The following is a 3,601-nucleotide window of genomic DNA, read 5'->3' on the forward strand; positions in this document are numbered from 1 at the left end:
GCGCACCGACGACCTCGGCGCGATCCCGCTGAAGGCGCTGATCGCGCGCAACACGCGTGTCGACTGGGAGGCGGTCGACGACGTGCTGTTCGGCTGCGCGAACCAGGCCGGCGAGGACAACCGCAACGTGGCCCGCATGTCGGCGCTGCTGGCCGGCCTGCCGATCGGCGTGCCGGGCATGACGATCAACCGGCTGTGCGGCTCGGGGATGGACGCGGTGGGCAGCGCGGCGCGCGCGATCCGCAGCGGCGAGGCCGGCCTGATGATCGCCGGCGGCGTCGAGAGCATGAGCCGCGCGCCGTTCGTGATGCCGAAGGCCGAGAGCGCGTTCAGCCGCAACGCGGCCATCCACGACACGACGATCGGCTGGCGCTTCATCAACAAGCTGATGAAGGAGCTGCACGGCGTCGATTCGATGCCCGAGACGGCGGAGAACGTGGCGGCCGATTTCGGCATCGGGCGCGACGCGCAGGACCGGATGGCGCTGGCGTCGCAGCTGAAGGCGGTCGCGGCGCAGCAGGCCGGCTTCTTCGACGCCGAGATCACGCCGGTGACGATCGCGCAGAAGAAGGGCGAGGCGCTCGTCGTGAAGCAGGACGAGCACCCGCGCGAGACCTCGCTCGACGCACTCGCGAAGCTGAAGGGCGTGGTGCGGCCCGACGGCACGGTGACGGCCGGCAATGCCTCGGGCGTCAACGACGGCGCCTGCGCGCTGCTGCTGGCGAGCGAGGCGGCCGCGGCGCGCCACGGCCTGACGCCGCGCGCCCGCGTGCTGGGCATGGCGACCGCGGGCGTGGCGCCGCGCATCATGGGCATGGGCCCGGCCCCGGCCACGCGGCGCGTGCTGGCGTTGACCGGCCTGAAGCTCGACCAGATCGACGTGATCGAATTGAACGAGGCGTTCGCCGCGCAAGGCCTGGCGGTGCTGCGCGACCTCGGCCTGAAGGACGACGACGCGCGCGTCAACCCGAACGGCGGCGCGATCGCGCTCGGCCACCCGCTCGGCGCGAGCGGCGCGCGGCTGGTGACGACCGCGGTGAACCAGCTGCACCGCAGCGGCGGCCGCTACGCGCTGTGCACGATGTGCATCGGCGTGGGCCAGGGCATTGCGGTGGTGATCGAGCGGGTCTGAGCGGAAGGCGCGTGCGGGGAGATGACAAGCGAACAAGTGGGGGTTGATATCCCCGACGGTCGTAGCCCGGAGGCCAATCCGGGAGGGCTCAAGCGCGCCGCCAGCGCGGCCACAGCAGGTTCAGCGCCAGCCCCGCCATCACCAACCCGGCGGCAACCAGTTTCCACGCCGGCAGCGATTCGCCCAGCCACCACGCCGACGCAGCCATGCCGAACACCGGCACCAGCAACGCCATCGGCGTGATGGTGGCCGCCGGGTGGCGTGCCAGCAGCCAGCCCCAGGCCGCGTAGCCGAACAGCGTGTTGCCGACCGATTGCCACAGCACCGAGGCCCAGGTCACCGCATCGGCCTGGCGCAGGCCGGCCTCGATCGCCACGCTGCCTTCGAAGCACCACGACAGGATGAACAGCGGCGGCACCGCGAACGCGCTGGTCCAGACGACGTAGGCCAGCATGTTCACGCGGCCGGCCGCGCGGCTGACGATGTTGCCGCCGGCCCACGACAGCGCGGCAAGCAGCACCATCAGCACGCCGGCCACCGTGGTGTCGCCGCCGGTGTGTGAACCGCTGGTGTGTGAAGCGATAACGACGATGCCGGCCGCCGCCAGCAGAAGTGCCACCCACTGGAACGGGCGCACCACCTCGCCGCTGCCGCGCATCGCCAGGCCGATCGTGAAGAACACCTGCGTCTGCACGACCAGCGACGCGAGCCCCGGCGTGATGTGCCCGCGCATCGCGAGGTACAGCACGCCGAACTGGCCGACGCCGATCAGCAGCCCGTAGGCCGCGAGCTTGCGCCACGGCACCGCCGGGCGTGGCAGGAAGAACACCGCAGGCAGCAGCGCGAACGTGAAGCGCAGCGCGGCGAACAGCAGCGGCGGCAGGTGCGCGAGGCCGAGCTTGATGACGACGAAGTTGGTGCCCCAGACCGCGACGACCAGCAGCGCGAGGACGAAGTGCCGTGCCGGCAACGGAGCGCTCATGCGAGCACGACCCGGTTGCGCCCGGCGCCCTTGGCCGCACGCAGTGCCTGGTCGGCGCGCGCGATCGTCTCGGCCACCGATTCACCGGCCCGGTGCTCGGTGACGCCGGCCGAGAAGCTGACGTGCATCGGCGGCCCTTGCGCGTCGATCTGCATCGCGAAGATGCGTTCGCGCAGCCGCTCGAGCCCGAGGCGTGCGAGCGAGGCGCGGGTGTCCGACAGTAGCAGCAGGAACTGCTCGCCCTGCCAGCGCCCGAGCAGGTCGGAGATGCGGATCACGTTCAGTGCTTCTCGCGCGAAGCGCTTCAGCAGCCGGTCGCCGAACTCATGGCCTTGCTGGTCGTTGATCTTGCGGAAGCCGTCGAGGTCRATCATCGCGAGGCAGAAGGTGTAGCCGGAACGCACGCCGCGCTGGCGTTCCTGCTCCATCAGTTCCTGCATGTGGCGGCGGTTGATCAGGCCGGTCATCTCGTCGCGGGTGGCGAGATCCTGGATGCGCGCGAGCGCCACCGACAGCTCCTTCTTCTGCCGCCGCATGCGCTCGCGCAGGCGGCTGAGCTGCCCGGCCAGCACCGCGATGGCCGGCACCATGATCGCGATCATGATGAAGTGCCCCCATTCGACCGCCGGCTCGTAGGTGGCCGGGTCGTGCCAGGCCATCGCCGCCATCGTCGCGCCGAACAGCGCCACCGCGAACAGCGCGATGCGCATCACCTGGGCCGGCGGCAGCGCATACATGCTGAACATGAAGATCACCATCAGGATCGGAAAGGCGCCGCCGCGGCCCGCGCCGGCCAGTGCGTAGCCGGCCGCGCCGCAGACGATCGCGAACACCATCTGCGCCTGCGTCAGCGCCGGGTCGGGCAGCTTCAGGTTGAGGCCGCTGCGGATCACGCCGAAGAAGACCGCGAAGCCGCCGGCGAGCAGCACGCTCCACAGCGCGACGGGCCAGGCAGGCGCGAGGCCGGCGGCCACGAGGTACTGCATGTTGAGCACGCTGCCGAGCACCAGCAGCATCGCGACGCCGCATTGCACGAGCCGCAAGCGCTGCTTGGGTTCGGTGCCGAACACACGGTCGGCGAGAGGGGCGAGGACGGTCCGCACGGGGCGAGAGGTTATCAGCCCCGCAGCCCCCGGCCGCGCCATGTCACGGGTTCAATCGTTCCAGCGGGTTAACGCCAGTGCACCGAGCACCGTGCCGTCGATCGCGGCATCGCCGACCTGGCAGCGGTGGCCGGGCAGCGATTGCGCGAGCAGCGCGAGGTAGGCGGCATTGCGGGCGAGCGGGCCCTCGACGACGACCGGCGACGGGCCGGACAGCGCCAGCACGCGCTCGGCGGTCATCGTGGCGCAATACTGCGCGGCCAGCGTCGCGCGCTGCGCCGGCGTGAGGCGCTGCATGGCCTGCGCGGTGACGTCGTCGCCACGGCAGACGATGCGTGGGCCGCCGCCATCGACCGAGGCCACGGCCTGGATGCCAGCCTCGGC

General features: G+C 71.4%; 3 protein-coding genes and 1 pseudogene. 1 reads left to right on the forward strand and 3 read right to left on the reverse strand.

The window, feature by feature from the left end; translation table 11 throughout:
- A partial coding sequence (gene pcaF, locus AC1D12_RS28015; RefSeq protein WP_477844356.1) for a 3-oxoadipyl-CoA thiolase occupies positions 1-1,132 on the forward strand: 1,132 nt, incomplete at its 5' end.
- An 88-nt stretch (positions 1,133-1,220) separates the two neighbouring features.
- Here the strand turns inward: pcaF and AC1D12_RS28020 are convergent.
- From AC1D12_RS28020 to AC1D12_RS28030, 3 genes and pseudogenes are all read right to left on the reverse strand, one after another.
- A complete protein-coding gene (locus AC1D12_RS28020; RefSeq protein ID WP_477844358.1) occupies positions 1,221-2,114 on the reverse strand; it encodes an EamA family transporter in 894 nt (297 codons plus the stop codon).
- The gene (locus tag AC1D12_RS28025) at positions 2,111-3,217 is read right to left on the reverse strand and encodes a GGDEF domain-containing protein (protein WP_052212965.1); all 1,107 of its coding nucleotides are present in this window, start codon (positions 3,215-3,217) and stop codon (positions 2,111-2,113) included. The genes AC1D12_RS28020 and AC1D12_RS28025 overlap by 4 nt, the downstream gene beginning before the upstream one ends.
- A gap of 51 nt (positions 3,218-3,268) precedes the next feature.
- Positions 3,269-3,601, reverse strand: a pseudogene (locus AC1D12_RS28030) (hypothetical protein); the annotation flags it as partial.

It is taken from the genome of Rhizobacter sp. P1_G5, from assembly GCF_056405435.1.

Coding starts and splice junctions, on each gene's coding strand:
- AC1D12_RS28020 (WP_477844358.1), bottom strand. CDS start 2,114: ATGAGCGCTCCGTTGCCGGCACGGCACTTCGTCCTCGCGCTGCTGGTC.